Source organism: Sphingomonas sp. Ant H11, assembly GCF_000797515.1.
GTDB lineage: Bacteria > Pseudomonadota > Alphaproteobacteria > Sphingomonadales > Sphingomonadaceae > Sphingomonas.
On record NZ_JSBN01000021.1, the window covers coordinates 1 to 17,487 of the forward strand.

A 17,487-nucleotide genomic window follows, 5' to 3' on the forward strand; every position below is an offset into this window, starting at 1 on the left:
GCCCCTCTCCCAGCTTCGCTAGGCAGCAAGCTGCCAAGCTGCGCTACCCTCTCCCCGCCAGGCGAGGGAGAAAGGGAGATGATGACCCACTACATGACCGGCTTCGGCAACCATTTCGCCACCGAGGCCGTGCCCGGTGCCCTCCCCCTTGGCCGCAATTCGCCGCAACGCCCGGCGTTCGGCCTCTATGCCGAGCAGTTGAGCGGCACCGCCTTCACCGCGCCGCGCCACGAAAATCGCCGGTCGTGGCTCTATCGCTTGCGGCCGTCCGCCGCGCATCCGGCGTTCACGCGCTATGACGGCGCGCCGTTGTTCACCGCAGCCCCATCGGACGCCCCGCTCGCGCCCAATCGCTTGCGCTGGGGGCCACTCGACGGCGTGGATGCCGACTGGCTCGATTCGCTCACTACCATGATGGTGGCAGGCGATGGCGCGCGCGCGCAGACCGGCGTCGCGATGCACCTCTATCGCTGCACCAAGGACATGGTGAACCGCGCCTTCGTTTCGGCCGATGGCGAAGTGCTGATCCTGCCCGAACAGGGCGCGCTAACGCTGCTGACCGAATTGGGGCGGATCGACGTCAAGCCGGGCGAGATCGCGCTGATCCCCCGCGGCGTGCGCTTCCGCGTCACCCTGCCCGATGGCTCCGCGCGCGGCTATGTCGCCGAAAATTACGGGGCACCGTTCCGCCTGCCCGATCTCGGGCCGATCGGTGCCAACGGCCTAGCCAATCCGCGCGATTTCGAAACGCCGGTCGCCTGGTATGAGGATGTCGAGGGCGACTATCAGCTCGTGCAGAAGTTTCTGGGCACGCTGTGGGAGACCAATCTCGGCCGATCGCCGCTCGACGTGGTGGCATGGCACGGCAATTACGCGCCGTGGAAATATGATCTGGCGCACTTCAACACGATCGGCAGCATCAGCTTCGATCACCCCGACCCCTCGATCTTCACCGTGCTGACCTCGCCCAGCGACATGCCCGGCACGGCCAATGTCGATTTCGTGATCTTCCCGCCGCGCTGGCTGGTGGCGGAGGACACCTTCCGCCCGCCCTGGTTCCATCGCAACACGATGAGCGAGTGCATGGGGCTGCTGCGCGGCGCGTATGATGCCAAGGTCGGCGGCTTCGTTCCGGGGGCACTGTCGCTGCACAATCAGATGAGTGGGCACGGGCCGGATGTTGCGAGTTGGCAAGGCGCGAGCGCAGCCCATCTCATTCCCCAGAAGCTCAGCGACACGATGGCGTTCATGATCGAAAGTCGCTGGGTGTTCCGGCCGACCGACTTTGCGCTCGAGACCAGCGCGCTGGATGCCGATTATGATGCGGCGTGGGGCGGCTTTCCCAAGGCGATACTTCCCTGATGACTTGATCCCGATCAGTAGCATTTTCGGGAACTTAGCGGGAGGTTTGCTCGTCTTGACGAACATGCCAACGCCCATCACCCCCCTATTTCCCTGGCAGCACCGCGCGCAGGGCGACTTTCAGGCTCTGCTCGACGCGCATGTCGCGGCGGCGGATTTTCCCTGTGTCGGCGCAAAAGCGGCGCTCGCCAAGGGCACTCTGTCGGTGCTGGCGTGCGACCGGATCGACAGTGCATGGGACGATTTGCGCATCCATGATGGGTTGCTGCATTTTGCCAAGGCCTATCGCGAGCAGCCAAGCCTGTTTCGCAGCTTCGCGGTGATCTTCGACGGACCCGACACTCTATCCGAGGAAGCGTTCGAAGCGGCACTGTGGGAGCGTGCGCAATCCTTGTCGGATAAGGACGTCTGGCGCGGCCAGGGCTATGATCGCGCGGTAAGCGCCGATCCGGAAAGCGCGCATTTCTCGCTGAGCTTTGGCGGCGAAGCGTTCTTCATCGTCGGGCTGCACCCGCGCGCCAGCCGCCCGGCGCGCCGCTTTGCGCGGCCGACCATGGTGTTCAACCTGCACGACCAGTTCGAGACGCTGCGGGCGCAAGGCCGCTATGAAGGCATGCGCGAGAAGATCCTGGTTCGGGACGAAGCCTTGGCCGGATCGCGCAACCCAATGCTCGCGCGGCACGGCGACGCGAGCGAGGCGCGGCAATATAGCGGGCGCGCGGTGGAGGATGGCTGGAAGTGTCCATTCCATTATTCGGGATCGCCCGAATGAGCGCCACGATCGAAATCCCCGAGCGCAGCGGCACCGCTTTCCGTCTTGCCAAAGGTGACACTCTGACGGTGATCGATCCGCGCGGGCGTCAGGTGGCCGATCTGCTCGCCTTTAACGCTAGCGACCTCGACGAGGTGATCTCGTCGGGACGGACCCTCGATTATGCCGAGACGATCTATCTGACCACCGGGCACATGCTCTATTCCAATCGCTCGCAACCGATGTTGGAGATCGTCGCGGATACGGTCGGGCGGCATGACTTCCTGCTGACGCCGTGTTCGCACGACACCTTCGCCCATTTCTACCCTGACCTGCCAACGCATCGCGGTTGCTTCGGCAATCTTGCCGAAGCGCTGGCACCCTATGGCATCACGCCCGATCGCATCCCGGTGGCGTTCAATTGCTTCATGAACGTGCCGGTCGACGGTGCCACAGGGAAGCTCGAAGTGCTGCCGCCGATCAGCCAGGCGGGCGACCATATCGTGTTCCGCGCGGCGATGGACCTGGTCGTCGGCCTCACCGCCTGCTCGGCCCCTGCGAGCAATGGCGGAAGCTTCAAACCGATCCACTACCGGGTGGACACGGCTTCCGTCACTTCATCTGCCGCTTGACGCTGGCCATCGTCGCCTTGCCGTAGGGCGGCTTGAGCCCGGCGAGTTTCGCGACGTCGAGCTTGGCTTGTTTGAACACCGCTTTGCCGTGGCTGAAGGTCTTGAAGCCGTCAAAGCCGTGATATGAGCCCATGCCCGATGGCCCGATGCCGCCAAAGGGTAGCTCTTCCATCGAGACATGGAAGACCACGTCGTCGAGCGTCACACCGCCGGAAATAGTACGATCGAGGACCGTGCGACGCTCGCTCTCATCTGGCCCGAAATAATAGAGGCCGAGCGGACGGTCGCGGCGATTGACCTCGGCGATCGCGCTGTCGATGTTAGTATAGCGCCGCACCGGCAGGATCGGTCCGAACAGTTCCTCCTGCATCACGATCATGTCGTCGGTTGCGTTGCGGACGATGTGGAGCGGCATCTTGCGCGCGTTGGACCCGGCGAAATCCTCATTGGCGGGGTTGACCGTCTCCACCGTCGCGCCCTTGGCGCGGGCATCGGCGACCCAGTCCTGCAGGCGCTGGTGGTGGCGGTCGTTGATGATGGCGGTGTAATCGGGGTTGGCGAGCAAAGTCGGGTACATGCTCGACACCGCCGCTTTCAGCCCGTCGACCACGGCTTGCTCCTGCGCCTCGGGCACCAGCATGTAATCGGGCGCCAAGCAGATTTGCCCGGCGTTGAGCATCTTGCCGATCGCCACGCGCTCGGTTGCGCGCGCGATGTCGGCGTCCTTGCCAATGATAACGGGCGATTTGCCGCCCAGTTCCAGCGTCACCGGCGTCAGATTGTCGGCAGCGGCGTGGAGGATATGCCGCCCGATCCCGGTCGCGCCGGTGAAGATCAGATGGTCGAAGGGCAATTCGGAAAAAGCCTTGCCCACCTCCGGCCCGCCGCTGAAGAAGGCCAGTTCCTCGATCGCGAAATATTTGGGGCTGACTTCTTCGAACAACGCCGCCGTGCGCGCGGTGAATTCGCTGGTCTTGACCATCGCGCGGTTGCCGGCCGCGAAAATGCCAGCGATCGGGCCCATCACCAGATTGACCGGGAAATTCCACGGCGCGATCACCCCGACCACGCCCTTGGGCTGATACTCCACCCAGGCACGGGCGCCGAGCAGCCCCAGCGGAAATTGCACCGCGCGCGTGTCGCGCCGTGCCCAGCGATCGAGCGATTTGATGGCGTGCTTGATCGGCGCGATCGATGCCGCGATATCGGTCAGCATCGATTGCTCGCGGCTGCGATGCCCGAAATCCTCGCTCAGCGCATCGCAAAAGGCAGCGGCATTGTCGGCGATCATCGCCGCCGCACGCGCGAGGCGATCCTTGCGGACCGCCAGACCAACCGGGAGTTCGGCCATGAACGCCGCGCGTTGCCGCGCCAGCACATCCTGCATCGTCATCCTCATCCCCTTTTGGAGTGTTATCGTATCACGTCGCGCAGCCGATCAAACCTCCGACCGGAATCACTACCGTATCCTGCCCGGCGCGATCGAGCTGCAACAAGCCTTCGGTCACCACCGCGCCACCGCTGATCGATTCGCGCGTCTCGATCTTCATCGTCAGCTTCGCAGATATCCCGGCGGCACCATAGTCATTGCTCTCGCCAAAGCCGAAGCCGCCCGCCCCGGTCTGGCTATTGCGATCAAGATCGGTGATCGTCCCACCGATCGACAGACGCAGGCGCGCCGGATCGGCCTGCGCCATCGCCACCAGCGCGCGCGTGCCGCTCGCCGTCCATAGATAGGCGGCGCAGCCCTTGGCCGGGAGATCCTGCCGAGGAATGGCCCCAAGCGGCAGACCATCGATCGAGGACGGCAGCGGAGTCGGCGTCGGCGCGCTTTGCGGAGCGGCAGCGAGCAGCAACGGCGCGAGCGGGAGAAGCGCTTTCATGCGGCCAAACCTAACAGGAACAGCCACGCCGGGTAAGCCGCGATCGCCAGCAGCGCGCCGAACGGCAACCGATCGCCAAGCGATGCGGCGCGCCCGCGCATCATCCCGAACAACACCACCGTCAGCCCGGTCAGCGCCGCGAGCAACACCACCACCGGCAACATCCGCCAGCCAAGCCACAGCCCGATCGCGCCGAGCAGCTTGGGGTCGCCGCCACCCAGCCCGTCGCGGTGGCGCAGCGCCTTGTAACCCGCCCCGACCATCCACAAGGCGGCAAATCCGCCGACGCCACCGATCACGCGTTCGGTAAGCGTCGGCTCAACCCCCAACATGCCGGTCGCAAGCCCCGCCCCTGCCAGCGTCGCGGTCAGCGCATCGGGCAACCAGAATTCAGCAATGTCGAGTGCCGCCAGCGTTAGCAGCAACCAGCCAAACACCGCCCCGGCCAGCCCCGTCGGCCCCGGCACGGCGAGCCCCGCCAACAGCCCGATCGCCACACAGCCCAGCTCGATCTGCCAGTGTCGCGGGTCGATAGCGGCACTACACGCGCGACACCGCCCTCGCGACAGCGCCGCACTCAGCAACGGGATCAGATCGCGCGGGGCCAGCGTGACCCCGCACGCATCGCACCGCGACCGTCCACGCGCGACCGATCGCCCCTCCGGCCAGCGCACAACGATCGTGGCCAGAAAGCTTCCGACGATTGCGCCCAAGGCTGCCAATGCCAAAAGCCAAAGCCAGTCGGTCATGGGAAGGTGGCGGATTCGGGCACGGTGGCCGGGCCTCGACGCCCGCGCCGGTCGCCGGACTCCATGCTCACAGCGCTCGGGTGAAATAGGTGGAGAAGGCGACGTCGCTATACCCGTTGAACGGCCCGCACGGTGTAAAGCCAGCGCGTGCATAGAGCGCACGTGCCGCTGCAAACGGAGCGTTGGAGCCCGTCTCCAGGCTCAATCGCCCATAACCGCGCTGTCGCGCGACCTCGATCACATGGTCCAGTAGGTGGGCCGCGACGCCTCGCCGCACCTGCTCCGGCGCAGTGCGCATCGACTTCACTTCGCCGTGCGTCGCATCGAGCTCCTTCAGCGCCGCCATGCCGAGCAGGGTCTCTTTCTCCCATGCCGTCCACAGCGTCACCCGAGGATCGCGCAACCCGCTGAGGTCGAGCGCGAAGACGCTGCCCGGCGGCGAATTTTCGTGCGCCGCGCGCAAATGCAGTTGGACCAGCGCGACGACATCGGGATGCGTAAGATCATCCCGGATGATCCGCCAGCCTGCCGCGCTGCCGCTCAATTCAGCGTCTCGCCCGGCTCCACGCCCCACAAATGCACCGCCTCGACGAAACCGCCGCGACCGCGCACATCAAAATAGCACCAGCCCTGCGCGCATTTGCTGATCCGTCCGACCACACCCGGAGCCGCGCGCCACAGCACCCGTCCGGCATCGCGCGGCGAATCGCGCAGCTCGGCGACGGTGCCCATCACCAGTGCCGTCCGCGTCTCCCGGATCAACGTGCCCATCATCCAGCCTTGCGTGCCGTCCGGATCTTCGACCTTATACCATTGCCCACGACCATAAATGTCGAGCACCTTCACCGGCAGATCGGCCCGCTGATACAGCCAGCTCGACGGATAGGTGCGTGCCGGGCCGGTGCGCATCCGCGCCTTGCCCGCGCCGATCGAGGCGAAATAGGGCGGCTTCTTCTGCACCAGCCCCGCCACCGACGGCACCGCCAGCGCCCCCCCCAACACCGCCAGCAAAACTCTGGCTCGCAACCGCATCTCAATCCCCCACAAAATCCGTCGCCGTTTACAGTGGAAGCACGGCGCGCTTCAACACCCGTTGACGCCGCCAGACACCTCCGCCAAGCCTTGGCCATGCCCGAAATGACACGTGCCGCGAACCCGAGAGTGCCCAACCCGAAGGTTTGGGTGACCCGCGAATTGCCCGATGCGGTAATGGACCGCATGGAGCAATTGTTCCACACCACTATCCACCGCGGCCCCGCCGCCCTTACCCGCGATGAACTCGCCGCCGCCATGGCGGAATGCGATGTGCTGGTGCCCACAGTCACCGACGAAATCGATGCCGGGCTGATCGCAAGCGCGGGACCCGCGTTGAAGCTGATCGCAAATTTCGGCGCGGGCGTGAACCATATCGACCTGAAGGCAGCCCGCGCGCGCGGCATCATCGTCACCAACACCCCCCGGCGTACTGACCGAGGACACCGCCGACATGACGATGGCGTTGATCCTGTCGGTGCCGCGCCGCCTGGCCGAGGGCGAGAAGCTGGTGCGGTCCGGCGAATGGAAGGGCTGGACGCGGGCGGGATGCTCGGCCACCGCATTGGCGGCAAGGCGCTCGGCATTCTCGGCATGGGGCGGATCGGCCAGGCGGTCGCAAGGCGGGCGCGCGCCTTTGGGCTGACGATCCATTATCACAATCGCCTCCGCCTGCCCAAGGTGGTCGAAGCCGAACTGCAGGCGCAGTGGCACCCCAATCTCGACGAGATGCTGTCGACGATCGACATTCTGACCATCCACACCCCGCGCAACCCCGATAGCGAAGGGCTGATCGACGCTGGCCGGATCGCGCTGTTGCGGCCGCATGTCTATGTCATCAACACCTCACGCGGCGGGATCGTCGACGAAGGCGCGCTGATCGTGGCGCTGGAAGGCGGACGGCTGGCCGGGGCCGGGCTCGATGTATGGCAGCACGAGCCGCAAATCGACCCGCGCCTGCTCGCCTTGCCCAATGTCGTGATGACCCCGCACATGGGCTCCGCCACCTTCGAGGGACGGCTGGCGACGGGCGAGAAAGTTATCGCCAACATCCGCATGTGGGCCGACGGTCACCGCCCGCCCGATCAGGTGCTGGAAGGCTGGGCCTGAGCGCTCTTTGCTCATCCCCGCCGGAACGAGCCACGATCTTGTCGGTGCCCGTTCCGGTGGTCTTAAGCGCTATTGAAGCGGCAAGAACAGGTCGGTGATCGCTTCATGCTCGGGCACATCGGGGAAAAACCGAACGCGCTGGGCATAAAGGGGAAAGTCGCGGAGCTCTTCCCCGCTCGCCGGTAGCCATGTTCCATAGAGAAACGCGGCGGCGGGTCGCAGATTGTCGCTTGCGCCGACGATGCGCAATACGGCGCACCGCCCGGCCGGAATAAGCCCCGCCTCGATGCCACCATCGGCAGCGGTGATCGTCCGGTCGGTGGCGGCGGCAAGGTCGATTTGATAGTCCTCTGGTGCCACGCTGTCTGGGTCATTGTGGAAAATGGTGTAGGTGGCATGGCTTGCCGCACGCACGCCACTCGCCTTGCGCCAATCGATGAAGCGGCGGATCGTCTCTCCCAGCCGTTCAGGTGCCCCCTTATGCGTCAGGAACGCCACGGGAATGTCGGCTTCCTCCCGCACCATCACATCATCGATCGAAAAATTCTGCGTCATCATCAGGCTCCGTGCTTCGGCCAGTGGCACCATTGCCGCTGCCCATGCCGCCCAATCCGGGTCCTCGCGAAATGCCGTTGGCGCTTGCCCCAACCGCTGGCGAAAGGCGCGGGCAAAGCTGTCCGGTGCCTCATAGCCAGCATCGAACGCAATCTCCGTAACCGAATCCCCGCTGCGATAGGCAAGTCGCCAAGACGCCCGTTTCATCCGCGCCAATTGCACGTACCGATGCAGCGACAGCCCGAAAATGGCGCTGAACTGCCGATGGAAATGATAGGGTGAGAACGCCGCCACGGCGCTCAACGCCTCCAATCCCACATCTTCGTCGAGATGGCGGTCGATATGCGCAAGCACCCGCTGCATCCGCGAATGATAGTGTGCTGGATGGATTGGGCGCTTCGACATCGTTTGGTCCTTATGGGTGGCCCAGCCGAAATAGCGGACAAGCCAACCGCGACGCTCGACCGATGTTGCGGTTGTGCGCAACGCTGCGCAAGGGATCGCAGTCGACAGGTCCATCACCGCCCGACATCAGCGCGCGCTGTCCGTCAACTTTCCGATTGACGGCCGTCACGGCGCATTGCAGCTTGTCGTCAAGAATAAAAAATCGAGGAGAGTGATGATGGACCGTGCTGGGTCGTTTACCGTGGGTGCCGCACTCGTCTTGTTTTCGGCTTTGCACATCGTGAGTGCCCCCGATTACCTCAATATCCTTCCGGCGGCTGTTTTGCTCTATGGGATCTTCCGCCTCGTCACCAAACGCAGCATCGCCGAGACGCTGGCCGACGAAGAGCTGTCGTTCGCGCCGCCAGCCGAAGGCTGAACGGATCGCGTTACGTGAGCCCCCCCTCCCCGTGAGGCCGCGCTCAGCGCGCGTGGAAGAAGTCGTAGAGCTGCTGCGCGACCGCCGCGCTGACGCCGGGGGGCCTTTTTGTAAATCCTCCAAGCTGGCATTGCGCACCGCGCGCGCGGTGCCGAAGTGCATGAGCAGCGCCTTCTTCCGTGCAGGGCCGATGCCGGGCACGTCATCGAGCGGTGATGCGCCGATTGCCTTAGCCCGTTTGGCACGGTGGGCACCGATCGCGAAGCGGTGGACTTCGTCGCGCAGCCGCTGGAGATAGAATAGCACCGGCGCATTGACCGGCAGCTGAAACTCGCGCCCGTCGAGCATGTGGAACACCTCGCGCCCATCGCGGCCGTGGTGCGGGCCTTTGGCGATGCCGACCAGGCACACATCCTCGATCCCCAATTCCTCGAGCACGCCCTTCACCGCGTTGAGCTGCCCGCGTCCGCCATCGATCAACACCAGATCGGGCCAGTCGCCCGCGTCGCGATCGGGGTCCTCATTTTGCGCGCGCGCGAAACGGCGGGCGAACACTTCGCGCATCATGCCGAAATCGTCGCCCGGAATGGTGTCGGGGTTCTTGATGTTGAACTTTCGATACTGGCCCTTGCGGAAGCCCTCGGGTCCGGCGACGACCATCGCGCCCAGCGCATTGGTGCCCTGGATATGGCTGTTGTCGTAAATCTCGATGCGGTCGGGCGGCTCGGGTAAGTCGAACAGTTCGGCCACTTCGCGCAGCAACTTCGCCTGGGTCGTGCTCTCGGCCAGCCGCCGGTCGAGCGCTTCCTCGGCATTGCGTTTGGCCTGATCGAGCAATTTGCGGCGCGCGCCACGCTGCGGCATCGACAGCGTGACCTTGAACCCCGCCTGCCCGCCCAGCGCCTCGCCCAGCAGCACCGCCTCGTCCAGTTCGCGGTCGAGCAATACGGTGCGCGGCGGTGGAACCTCTTCGTAAAATTGCGCAAGGAAACCGGTCAGGATCTCGTCCTCGGGCACGTCGGCGGTGTGCGCGGGGAAGAAGCTGCGATGCCCCCAATTCTGCCCGCCGCGAATGAAAAAGGCCTGGATGCCGATCACGCCATTCTTGTTGGCCATCGCAAAGATGTCGGCATCGCCCAGCCCCTCGGCGTTGATCGCCTGGCTGCCCTGAATGAAGGTCAGCGCGCGCAGCCGATCGCGCAGGATCGCAGCGAGTTCGAAGTCCATCGCCTCGGCCGCCGCCTGCATCTGCGCGCCGAGCTTCGCCTGCACCTCGGTCGACTTTCCGGCGAGAAACGCCTTGGCGTCGGCCACGAGTTCGCCATAGCCAGCCGCATCGATCCGCCCGACGCACGGGGCCGAGCAGCGCTTGATCTGGTAGAGCAGGCACGGTCGGTCGCGATTCTTGAAGAAACCGTCGGTACAACTGCGCAGCAGGAACAGTTTTTGCAGCGCGTTCAAGGTGTTGTTGACCGCGCCCGCGCTGGCGAAGGGGCCGTAATAATTGCCCTTGGCGCGCCGCGCGCCGCGATGTTTCTGGATCCGCGGAAAGTCATGATCGGCGCGTAACAGGATGAACGGAAAGGATTTATCGTCGCGCAGCAGGACGTTATAGGCAGGTCGGTAGCGTTTGATCAGTTGCGCTTCGAGCAGCAGCGCTTCGGCCTCATTATTGGTCGTGACGATCGTCATTGCGCGCGTCTGCGCGACCATGCGCTGCAAGCGCCGCGACAGCCGCTCCACCTGCGTGTAATTGGTGACGCGGTTCTTCAGCGCGCGCGCCTTGCCGACGTACAGCACGTCCCCCCGCGCATCGAGCATCCGATAGACGCCGGGCCGTGCCGGGAGCGTCGCCAGCACGTTGCGGATTGCGGCAACCCCGGCATCGAGATCGGGCGTGTCGCTGCCGCGGACGGTGAAGGTGGCCTTGTCTTCGTTGAAGCGTGTCGGGGCGTTGGGATCGGACATTATCGTTTGATCTAGGCATTCGTGCGCCGGGATGCCACGCCTTCCTTGCTGGGCAAATGCCGCCGTCGATGAAAGCAGGGCACGATGTACATTTCGATTACCGGGCTGAAGCCCAAAAGCGCGCTGCAGGTGCCCCGCTTCTGGTGGCATGCGATCCGCTCAATGCGGCAAGCGCAACGTGCGGCCGGCAATATCTCGGTCGAGGCGCGCACGATTGACGGCACACACCACACGCTTACGCTATGGGTCGATCGCGCGGCGATGCGCGCCTATCTCAGCCAAGGGGCCCACCGCGGAGCGATGCGCGCGTCGCGCAGCATCGGGACGGGCACTGTGTTTGGGTATGAGGATGACACCGCCCCGGCCTGGAGCGAGGTGCCAGCGCTCCTGCGCGACCGGGGTCGCGTGATCTGAATTGTGCAACAGCGGCGACGGGATACCCGCCGCCGCCAAAGCTCACTTGATCGCGGCGAGGTCAGCCTTGACCTTGGCCAGCGCGGCATCGGTCAGCGCGCCCTGCGACAACGGCTGCACCTGGTTGAGCGACATGCCCTTGAACGAGTCGTACATCGGGTGCGCGGTGATGTTCTGCAGATCTGTGTCGAGTACCGTCTTGCCGGCCGTGTTAGCGGCGATCGTCTCGATCGGGGTGTCGAGATCGAATTTGGCGGCACCGGTTGCGGTGGCGGTCGTAGCCGGTGCAGCGACGGCAGGAGCCGATGCGGTGGCCGGCGCAGGCGCGGTCTGGGCAGCGAGCGGCGTTGCGATAAAAGCGACGGCCGCAGCGAGAACGACAGACTTCATGGGAGGGCCTCTTTCGAAAGGTAAGCGGCGCGAATCACCGCGATGCCAACGTTACCCCGATAAGTGGCGAAACGAAATGCACCCGCGACAACGGGTGCATTACGGTCAGTTGAGCTTGCCCAACCCAGCGATGGTCCGGTCGACCAGGGTCTTGTCCGCTTCGGCACCGTGACGCTGGGCGATGATCGTCGCGGCAGCGCGGGTTGCAGCATCGGCTGCGCGCGCGCGGACCTCGGCAATGGCGGTGCGTTCGGCACCGGCAATCTTGTCTTCGGCCATCGTCTGACGGCGTGCGATCAAATCGGTGAGATCGGCTTCAGCCTTGGCCAGCATAGCTGCCGCCTCGGCTTCGGCATGGGCGACGATAGCGGCGGCATCGCCAGCGCTGGCGGCGTTACGCGCCTTGGCCTCGGCAAGCTGTGCCTCGGCTTCCGCGCGCAACTTGGACGCTTCCTCCAACTGACCACGGATCGTCGCGATGCGGCTGTCGAGCATGCCCGCAATCATCTTGGGCACTTTCTGCCAGATCATGATCGCAATCACGACCAGCATCGACAACGCGACGAACATCGGCGGGGTGATGCCGAGGAATGCCATTTCGTGATGCAGCTCGGTGGCTCCGGTATGCTCCATCGTCTTGACTGCTTGACCGTCAGCCATGTGCCAGCTCTGCCTTAACCTGCGTTTCGATGGTCGTGCGGTCGACCGCCACGCCCGAAAGCTTGGCGACGATCTGTTCGACCGCCTCGACCGTATTGGTCTCGATTTCGGCGAGCGCCTGCACCTTTGCGGCACCGATGCGACCGGTGGCGGCATCGAGTTGCGCGGCCAGCGCGGCGTCGCTGGTCTTCAGCTTGGCCTCGGTGCCGGCAATCGCCCGCGCCTTGGCTTCGCCGAGAGCGACGGCCGCCGTGGCACGCGCGGATTCGAGCCCCGCCTGATAATCGCGCTCGGAGGTGAGCGCAGCAGCGCGCGCCGCCTCCGCCGCAGCGATGTCCCCCGCAATCCGGCCGTTACGATCTTCGATCGTCGCCTCGATCTTGGGGACCATCGCCTTGCCGATCCCGAAATAGATCAGCGCGAATACGATCGCGAGCCAGAACAGCTGCGAGGCGTAAATCTCGCCAATCTGGGAAATCTGCGGCATTGGTGGCGCTCGCTCTTGCTTACTTGACGACGAAGAGGATGAGAATCGCGACGACGAACGCGATCAGACCCAGAAGTTCCGAAGCCGCGAAGCCGATGAACAGGCGACCCTGCTGACCGTCTGCGGCACCCGGGTTGCGCAGTGCGCCTTCGAGGAACGAACCGAACACGTTGCCCACGCCGAGCGCGGCCAGACCAACGCCGATCGCCGCGAGGCCGGCACCGATGTACATTGCAGAAGTATGATCCATGATAGGCTCCTTGAGAATTGCGTAGTGAGGGTATTGAAAAGATTAGTGCAGGTGCACCGCGTCGTGCAGGTACAGCGACGTCAACAGCGCAAACACATAGGCCTGGATCGCACACACCAGCAACTCCAGCGCGCTGACCCCGACGATCATCACGAAGCTGAGCAAGCTGACGACGGGCCCGAGCGCACCGCCCGCGTTGAGGCCCTGCACGACGAAGCTACCGAACACTTCGAGCAGGATGTGCCCCGCCGTCATCGCGACGAACAGTCGCAGACCGAGCGAGAACGGGCGCACCATGAACGAGACGAATTCGACCGGGATGATCACCGGCATCAGCCAGGCGGGCGCCCCGTGCGGCACGAACAGGCTGAAGAACTTCAGGCCGTGCGTCGCGAAACCGACCGCCAGCACGATGCCGAAGGACAGGAATGCCAGCACCGCCGTCACCGTGATGTGGCTGGTGACTGCAAAGGTGTGCAGACCCGGCAGGATCGCCAACGGCAGCACGCCGACCAGGTTGGCGAACAGGATGAAGAAGAACAGCGAGAAGATATAGGGCGCGAACTTCTTGCCGCCCGAACCGATGTTTACCGACACCATATTGTCGATGAAGCTGACGGCGTCCTCCGCGGCGACCTGCCAGCGGCCAGGCACGAGCTGACGCTTCAGGCCACCAGCCATGAACACGGCGAGCAGCACGAACACCACCACCATGAACAGCGCCGAGTTGGTGAAGGATACGTCATAGCCAAACAGGTCCAGATGCCGGCCCAAGACGGGCTCGACCTTGAACTGTTCCATCGGATCGATTTTGCCGGCGCTCACTCCGCGCGCTCCTTCGAAATCTTGATGATGTTAAGGAACGCCCCGATAACCGCGAGCGTCAAGACGATCAGCAGCGCCCAGGGCGAGGTTCCCAACCAATGGTCGAGCGCCCAGCCCATGACCCCGCCACCGAACAAGGCACCCAGCAGCAGCGTCAGCACGCGCGCGCTGCGAATAGCCTTTCGCCGGGGGCAGCGCGACACCAGCACGCACCTGGCCAGCCGCCTTCGCCGAAGCGATGCGGGCATCCAGGTCGTTCTTCTGGTGTACGTCGGCCAAGGGGCGCTTATCCTGATAAGAAAACGCCGCCGTGCCTTTGGCACCGCGACGGTGAACATCGGGGATCGTGGGGAAAGAGCCCCGTTCACGCGCCGTTTAGGAAGGTGACCGGGGGGTGTCAACTGTTGTGGCCGATCCGGACCGCCGCGTTTGCCTATCGCCCCTGCCCGCGATACTCCTTTGGTCCAATGAGCGAGCCCCTCCCCGATCATGCCGGACACCGCGCGCGACTGCGGCAGCGCTTGATCGAACAAGGCGGGGACGCGTTGCTCGATCACGAATTGGTCGAATATCTTTTGGCGCTGGCGATTCCCCGGCGCGACACCAAGCCGCTGGCGAAAGCATTGCTTGCCGAATTCGGCGGGGTCGGCGGGCTGTTCAGCGCCGATCCCGAGGCATTGCTGCGCGTCGCCGGCATGGGCGAAACCTCCGTCGCGGCGATCAAGATCGTGCAGGCGACCGCGCTGCGGCTGTTACGTGTGCAAGCCAGCGCGCAACCCGTACTGGCCAGCTGGCAAGCCTTGATCGACTATCTCCACGCCGACATGGCGCACCGCACCAACGAACGGGTCCGCGTGCTCCATCTCAACACGCGCAACATGCTGATTCGCGACGAAGCGATGAGCGAGGGCTCGATCGACGAAGCCGCCTTGTACGTGCGCGAGGTGATCCGGCGCGCGATCGATCTGGGCTCCGCTGCCATCATTCTGGTGCACAACCACCCGAGCGGCGACCCCGCCCCCAGCCGAGCCGACATCGAAGTCACCCGCAAGGTCGCCGAAACGGGCAAGCGCCTGGGCATCGCAGTACACGACCACATCATCATCGGGGCGAGCGGGCATTCCAGCCTGCGCGCGATGGGGTTGTTATAGAAAGCCAAGCGCCCGCCGCCCCGGACGGGGCAGCGGCGCTGTGGTGACACGGTGAGGTTTAGCCTTGCTGCGACAGGAAGCCGGTCAGCTCGGATTTGCTGACCTTCTTATTCTTGTCGGTATCGGCCTGCGCAAACGCCTGGTTCAGCCATGCCTTGGTTGCTGGCGAGGTTGCCTTGGTCGAGGGGGCGCTCGCGCTTTTCAGCGCGATCATCCAGGCGTCGAATTCCTTCGCATTCAGCACGCCATCGCCGTCCTTGTCGTAGTTGGAAAATTCCTGACTGACGACCTGCGCCACTTGCGTGCCCGTCGCTGGCTGAGCGGCGACAGCTGAATCAGCCGCCGGGGCAGTTGCCGAATCGGCGGGTACAGCGCTCTGTGGTGTGGCCGACGCAGGTTGAGCCGGAAGAGCTTGGTCAGTCGTCGTTGGCACAGACTGTGCGGGTTGCGGGCTGCTCGGCATGGATTGCGTGTCCTGCGCAAATGCAGGCACAGCAAAAGTCATTGCACTTGCAAGTAAAGCATATTTGAACATCGGATCTCTCCATCTGACTGTTGCATATCTCGTTGAACGCGACGCCTTGCGTCCTAACCAGCGTTCCTTGTCTGAACCCCTGTGCTTCCGGATCGGTCCCTTTATTGCCGATTTGAAGGATCGGCTTGTCCCTGCTAACGCGCGTGTCATCGCGGACCCGTTGCGATTCCGCGATGGCCCGACTCTGCCGCATCAAGGAAATCCGATGGTCCCCCGCTATTCCCGCCCCGACATGGTCGCGATCTGGACGCCCGAAGCGCGTTTTCAGATCTGGTTCGAGATCGAGGCGCATGCGACCGATGCGCTCGCCGAACTGGGTGTCGTCCCCAAGGAAGCCGCCGCCGCGATCTGGGCCAAGGGTGCGTTCGAGGTCGAGCGCATCGACGAGATCGAGCGCGAGACCAAGCACGACGTCATCGCTTTCCTGACCAATGTCGCCGAACATGTCGGCCCCGAAGCGCGCTTCATGCACCAGGGCATGACTTCGTCCGACGTGCTCGACACCTGCCTTGCGGTGCAGTTGGCGCGCGCGAGCGACTTGCTGATCGCCGATCTCGATGCGCTGCTGGCGGTGCTGAAGCGTCGCGCGGTCGAGCATAAATTGACCCCGACGATCGGCCGCAGCCACGGCATTCATGCCGAGCCGGTCACGTTCGGGCTCAAGCTCGCCCAGGCCTATGCCGAGTTTGCCCGCAACCGCGCGCGGCTCGTCGCGGCGCGGGCCGATATTGCCACCTGCGCGATTTCGGGCGCGGTCGGCACCTTCGCCAATATCGATCCGTTCGTGGAGGCGCATGTCGCCGAGAAGCTCGGCCTCACCGTCGAGCCGGTTTCGACCCAGGTCATCCCGCGCGACCGCCACGCGATGTTCTTCGCGACGCTGGGCGTGATCGCCTCGTCGATCGAGCGGCTCGCGACCGAGATCCGCCACTTGCAGCGCACCGAAGTGCTGGAGGCCGAGGAGTTTTTCTCGCCGGGCCAGAAGGGCTCGTCGGCGATGCCGCACAAGCGCAACCCGGTGCTGACCGAAAACCTGACTGGCCTTGCCCGGATGGTGCGCGGGTATGTGACGCCTGCGCTGGAGAATGTGGCGCTGTGGCATGAGCGCGATATCTCGCACTCCTCGGTCGAGCGCTATATCGGCCCCGACGCCACGATCACGCTCGACTTCGCGCTGGCGCGGCTGACGGGCGTGATGGACAAGCTCGTCGTCTATCCGGCGCGGATGGACAAGAATCTCAATAAGATGGGCGGTCTGGTCCATTCGCAGCGCGTGTTGCTGGCGCTGACGCAAGCGGGGGTGAGCCGCGAGGACGCCTATCGCCTGGTGCAGCGCAACGCGATGAAGGTGTGGGATTCGGACGGCGCGCTATCGCTGATGGAATTGCTCAAGGCCGACCCGGAAGTGACGGCGGCACTGTCGGTTGCGGAGATCGAAGACAAGTTTGACCTCGGCTATCACCTGAAGCATGTCGACACGATCTTTGCGCGCGTCTTCGGTAACGACTGAACGACATTTTTTGCACGCCTCAACGTGCAAATGCTGCATGCGCGAATGCGCGTAATAATATTGCGCGCATAAGCAACAATCTCCAAATGCCTCCCTGCCGGAACGGTCCGCACGGAGATCCTACCATGCGCATTCTGCAAAGCCTCGCGAGCGGCCTCATCGCCGTTGCCGGCGTCGCGCTGGTGGTCGAGGTTCTTAGCCTCTAACCCATCGGCCCACCCGCCCCTTCTTCTTGACGGGGCGGCCAGGGCTGTGGGGTTGAGAGCAGTTTTTCAAATCTTTAGCGGAAGGCGTCCGCCAAACATCCGTCGTCACCCCGGCCCTGTGCCGGGGTCAACCGTGCCGCAAATCCTGTGCGTGCGGTGGGTATTTCCGGTGGACCCCGGGACGAGCCCGGGGT

At 64.3% G+C, this 17,487-nt stretch carries 21 protein-coding genes and 1 pseudogene; 8 read left to right on the plus strand and 14 right to left on the minus strand.

Annotated features, from left to right (window positions below; translation table 11 throughout):
- Window positions 1-81 precede the first annotated feature (81 nt).
- From hmgA to NW75_RS05375, 3 genes are all read left to right on the plus strand, one after another.
- Complete coding sequence (hmgA, locus tag NW75_RS05365) at window positions 82-1,362, plus strand: homogentisate 1,2-dioxygenase (RefSeq protein ID WP_033964224.1); 1,281 nt, start codon at window positions 82-84, stop codon at window positions 1,360-1,362.
- Window positions 1,363-1,426: 64 nt separating this feature from the next.
- A complete protein-coding gene (gntA, locus tag NW75_RS05370) occupies window positions 1,427-2,134 on the plus strand; it encodes a guanitoxin biosynthesis heme-dependent pre-guanitoxin N-hydroxylase GntA (protein WP_033964225.1) in 708 nt (235 codons plus the stop codon).
- Complete coding sequence (locus NW75_RS05375) at window positions 2,131-2,745, plus strand: DUF1989 domain-containing protein (RefSeq protein ID WP_033964184.1); 615 nt, start codon at window positions 2,131-2,133, stop codon at window positions 2,743-2,745. The genes gntA and NW75_RS05375 overlap by 4 nt, the downstream gene beginning before the upstream one ends.
- Here the strand turns inward: NW75_RS05375 and NW75_RS05380 are convergent.
- The 5 genes from NW75_RS05380 to NW75_RS05400 all read right to left on the minus strand — a co-directional run bounded on the left by NW75_RS05380 (window position 2,726) and on the right by NW75_RS05400 (window position 6,409).
- Window positions 2,726-4,144 (minus strand): coniferyl aldehyde dehydrogenase, encoded by a 1,419-nt coding sequence (locus NW75_RS05380; RefSeq protein WP_331386006.1) that lies wholly within the window; start codon window positions 4,142-4,144, stop codon window positions 2,726-2,728. The two genes, NW75_RS05375 and NW75_RS05380, sit on opposite strands and share 20 nt — an antisense overlap.
- A 22-nt stretch (window positions 4,145-4,166) precedes the next feature.
- Window positions 4,167-4,628: a hypothetical protein gene (locus tag NW75_RS05385; RefSeq protein ID WP_033964187.1), complete on the minus strand. Its 462-nt coding sequence runs from the start codon at window positions 4,626-4,628 to the stop codon at window positions 4,167-4,169.
- Entirely contained in the window at window positions 4,625-5,377 is a 753-nt protein-coding gene (locus NW75_RS05390; protein WP_033964188.1) for a prepilin peptidase, read from the minus strand. The genes NW75_RS05385 and NW75_RS05390 overlap by 4 nt, the downstream gene beginning before the upstream one ends.
- Before the next feature lie 67 nt (window positions 5,378-5,444).
- Window positions 5,445-5,921 carry a GNAT family N-acetyltransferase gene (locus NW75_RS05395; protein WP_052192240.1) on the minus strand — a complete coding sequence of 159 codons (477 nt, stop codon included), beginning with the start codon at window positions 5,919-5,921 and terminating at the stop codon, window positions 5,445-5,447.
- Window positions 5,918-6,409: an SH3 domain-containing protein gene (locus NW75_RS05400; RefSeq protein WP_033964189.1), complete on the minus strand. Its 492-nt coding sequence runs from the start codon at window positions 6,407-6,409 to the stop codon at window positions 5,918-5,920. The genes NW75_RS05395 and NW75_RS05400 overlap by 4 nt, the downstream gene beginning before the upstream one ends.
- Before the next feature lie 150 nt (window positions 6,410-6,559).
- Here NW75_RS05400 and NW75_RS05405 point away from each other — a divergent pair, with 150 nt between their 5' ends.
- Window positions 6,560-7,519, plus strand: coding sequence for a 2-hydroxyacid dehydrogenase (locus NW75_RS05405; protein ID WP_231564976.1), 960 nt, complete (start codon window positions 6,560-6,562; stop codon window positions 7,517-7,519).
- 69 nt (window positions 7,520-7,588) lie between these two features.
- Here the strand turns inward: NW75_RS05405 and NW75_RS05410 are convergent, their stop codons facing one another.
- Window positions 7,589-8,479, minus strand: a complete 891-nt coding sequence (locus NW75_RS05410) for an AraC family transcriptional regulator (protein ID WP_033964229.1) — start codon at window positions 8,477-8,479, stop codon at window positions 7,589-7,591.
- A gap of 73 nt (window positions 8,480-8,552) precedes the next feature.
- Here NW75_RS05410 and NW75_RS24300 point away from each other — a divergent pair, with 73 nt between their 5' ends.
- On the plus strand, window positions 8,553-8,897 hold the full coding sequence (locus NW75_RS24300; protein WP_156142973.1) for a hypothetical protein: 345 nt from the start codon (window positions 8,553-8,555) through the stop codon (window positions 8,895-8,897).
- A gap of 43 nt (window positions 8,898-8,940) precedes the next feature.
- On the opposite strand, the pseudogene uvrC reads toward NW75_RS24300, so the two are convergent.
- Window positions 8,941-10,865, minus strand: a pseudogene (gene uvrC / locus NW75_RS05420) (excinuclease ABC subunit UvrC).
- An 84-nt stretch (window positions 10,866-10,949) separates the two neighbouring features.
- Here uvrC and NW75_RS05425 point away from each other — a divergent pair.
- On the plus strand, window positions 10,950-11,279 hold the full coding sequence (locus tag NW75_RS05425; protein ID WP_033964191.1) for a hypothetical protein: 330 nt from the start codon (window positions 10,950-10,952) through the stop codon (window positions 11,277-11,279).
- Window positions 11,280-11,321: 42 nt separating this feature from the next.
- Here the strand turns inward: NW75_RS05425 and NW75_RS05430 are convergent, their stop codons facing one another.
- The 6 genes from NW75_RS05430 to NW75_RS05455 form a co-directional block, all read right to left on the minus strand.
- Entirely contained in the window at window positions 11,322-11,669 is a 348-nt protein-coding gene (locus NW75_RS05430) for a hypothetical protein (protein WP_033964192.1), read from the minus strand.
- A 105-nt stretch (window positions 11,670-11,774) separates the two neighbouring features.
- Window positions 11,775-12,329 (minus strand): F0F1 ATP synthase subunit B family protein, encoded by a 555-nt coding sequence (locus NW75_RS05435; protein ID WP_033964193.1) that lies wholly within the window; start codon window positions 12,327-12,329, stop codon window positions 11,775-11,777.
- On the minus strand, window positions 12,322-12,816 hold the full coding sequence (locus NW75_RS05440; RefSeq protein WP_033964194.1) for a F0F1 ATP synthase subunit B family protein: 495 nt from the start codon (window positions 12,814-12,816) through the stop codon (window positions 12,322-12,324). Before NW75_RS05440 ends, NW75_RS05435 begins: the two co-directional genes overlap by 8 nt.
- Window positions 12,817-12,835: 19 nt before the next feature.
- Entirely contained in the window at window positions 12,836-13,066 is a 231-nt protein-coding gene (locus NW75_RS05445) for a F0F1 ATP synthase subunit C (RefSeq protein ID WP_029622390.1), read from the minus strand.
- A 42-nt stretch (window positions 13,067-13,108) separates the two neighbouring features.
- Window positions 13,109-13,867, minus strand: a complete 759-nt coding sequence (locus NW75_RS05450) for a F0F1 ATP synthase subunit A (RefSeq protein ID WP_033964231.1) — start codon at window positions 13,865-13,867, stop codon at window positions 13,109-13,111.
- 20 nt (window positions 13,868-13,887) lie between these two features.
- A complete protein-coding gene (locus tag NW75_RS05455; RefSeq protein ID WP_331386007.1) occupies window positions 13,888-14,139 on the minus strand; it encodes an AtpZ/AtpI family protein in 252 nt (83 codons plus the stop codon).
- Between the two features lie 219 nt (window positions 14,140-14,358).
- On the opposite strand from NW75_RS05455, the gene radC reads away from it, so the two are divergent.
- Window positions 14,359-15,042, plus strand: coding sequence for a RadC family protein (gene radC / locus NW75_RS05460; protein WP_033964195.1), 684 nt, complete (start codon window positions 14,359-14,361; stop codon window positions 15,040-15,042).
- A 58-nt stretch (window positions 15,043-15,100) separates the two neighbouring features.
- Here radC and NW75_RS05465 read toward each other — a convergent pair whose 3' ends face one another.
- On the minus strand, window positions 15,101-15,577 hold the full coding sequence (locus NW75_RS05465) for an EF-hand domain-containing protein (protein ID WP_033964196.1): 477 nt from the start codon (window positions 15,575-15,577) through the stop codon (window positions 15,101-15,103).
- Window positions 15,578-15,782: 205 nt separating this feature from the next.
- Between NW75_RS05465 and purB the strand changes: the two genes are divergently transcribed.
- Window positions 15,783-17,087 carry an adenylosuccinate lyase gene (purB, locus tag NW75_RS05470; RefSeq protein ID WP_033964233.1) on the plus strand — a complete coding sequence of 435 codons (1,305 nt, stop codon included), beginning with the start codon at window positions 15,783-15,785 and terminating at the stop codon, window positions 17,085-17,087.
- Window positions 17,088-17,487: the final 400 nt, after the last annotated feature.

Coding starts and splice junctions, on each gene's coding strand:
- hmgA (WP_033964224.1), top strand. CDS start 82: ATGACCCACTACATGACCGGCTTCGGCAACCATTTCGCCACCGAGGCC.
- gntA (WP_033964225.1), top strand. CDS start 1,427: ATGCCAACGCCCATCACCCCCCTATTTCCCTGGCAGCACCGCGCGCAG.
- NW75_RS05375 (WP_033964184.1), top strand. CDS start 2,131: ATGAGCGCCACGATCGAAATCCCCGAGCGCAGCGGCACCGCTTTCCGT.
- NW75_RS05380 (WP_331386006.1), bottom strand. CDS start 4,144: ATGAGGATGACGATGCAGGATGTGCTGGCGCGGCAACGCGCGGCGTTC.
- NW75_RS05385 (WP_033964187.1), bottom strand. CDS start 4,628: ATGAAAGCGCTTCTCCCGCTCGCGCCGTTGCTGCTCGCTGCCGCTCCG.
- NW75_RS05390 (WP_033964188.1), bottom strand. CDS start 5,377: ATGACCGACTGGCTTTGGCTTTTGGCATTGGCAGCCTTGGGCGCAATC.
- NW75_RS05400 (WP_033964189.1), bottom strand. CDS start 6,409: ATGCGGTTGCGAGCCAGAGTTTTGCTGGCGGTGTTGGGGGGGGCGCTG.
- NW75_RS05410 (WP_033964229.1), bottom strand. CDS start 8,479: ATGTCGAAGCGCCCAATCCATCCAGCACACTATCATTCGCGGATGCAG.
- NW75_RS05425 (WP_033964191.1), top strand. CDS start 10,950: ATGTACATTTCGATTACCGGGCTGAAGCCCAAAAGCGCGCTGCAGGTG.
- NW75_RS05430 (WP_033964192.1), bottom strand. CDS start 11,669: ATGAAGTCTGTCGTTCTCGCTGCGGCCGTCGCTTTTATCGCAACGCCG.
- NW75_RS05435 (WP_033964193.1), bottom strand. CDS start 12,329: ATGGCTGACGGTCAAGCAGTCAAGACGATGGAGCATACCGGAGCCACC.
- NW75_RS05440 (WP_033964194.1), bottom strand. CDS start 12,816: ATGCCGCAGATTTCCCAGATTGGCGAGATTTACGCCTCGCAGCTGTTC.
- NW75_RS05445 (WP_029622390.1), bottom strand. CDS start 13,066: ATGGATCATACTTCTGCAATGTACATCGGTGCCGGCCTCGCGGCGATC.
- NW75_RS05450 (WP_033964231.1), bottom strand. CDS start 13,867: ATGGAACAGTTCAAGGTCGAGCCCGTCTTGGGCCGGCATCTGGACCTG.
- NW75_RS05455 (WP_331386007.1), bottom strand. CDS start 14,139: ATGCCCGCATCGCTTCGGCGAAGGCGGCTGGCCAGGTGCGTGCTGGTG.
- radC (WP_033964195.1), top strand. CDS start 14,359: ATGAGCGAGCCCCTCCCCGATCATGCCGGACACCGCGCGCGACTGCGG.
- NW75_RS05465 (WP_033964196.1), bottom strand. CDS start 15,577: ATGTTCAAATATGCTTTACTTGCAAGTGCAATGACTTTTGCTGTGCCT.
- purB (WP_033964233.1), top strand. CDS start 15,783: ATGGTCCCCCGCTATTCCCGCCCCGACATGGTCGCGATCTGGACGCCC.